This is a genomic window from Vibrio qingdaonensis (genome assembly GCF_026191675.1).
Classification (GTDB): Bacteria; Pseudomonadota; Gammaproteobacteria; order Enterobacterales; family Vibrionaceae; genus Vibrio; species Vibrio qingdaonensis.
In genome coordinates, this window is record NZ_JAKRRY010000199.1 from 1 (window position 1) to 277 (window position 277).

1 protein-coding gene is annotated in these 277 nt (G+C 43.7%); it reads right to left on the reverse strand.

Going from position 1 to position 277, the window contains the following annotated elements; translation table 11 throughout:
• Window positions 1-27: 27 nt before the first annotated feature.
• Window positions 28-277, reverse strand: a 250-nt coding sequence (locus MD535_RS26005) for a hypothetical protein (protein ID WP_265678152.1), incomplete at its 5' end; no start/stop codon positions are given.

Here is a 277-nt window from a genome sequence, read left to right on the forward strand (position 1 = left end):
GACGTTAATACAAAAATATCCCAGTAATTAAAACGGGCAACGGTGGAACGAAAAGAGGGCTCTCGAAGGGGTTGATACATCCTTCACAATAAAATTGTCAGTTAAGTCCCCTATTTTAAAGTGGTGTAAGATACTCTTCTCAACCTCAGCCAGAGTGGATGGGTAGGACTTAGAATCACGCGAAGTAAATCCTGCGATTTTGAGTTCAGCTAAGGTAATGTCGCTACACGGCGTAAGAGAAAAGCCGTGCTCTTCTTCCTCTGTCCGCTGAGGAATA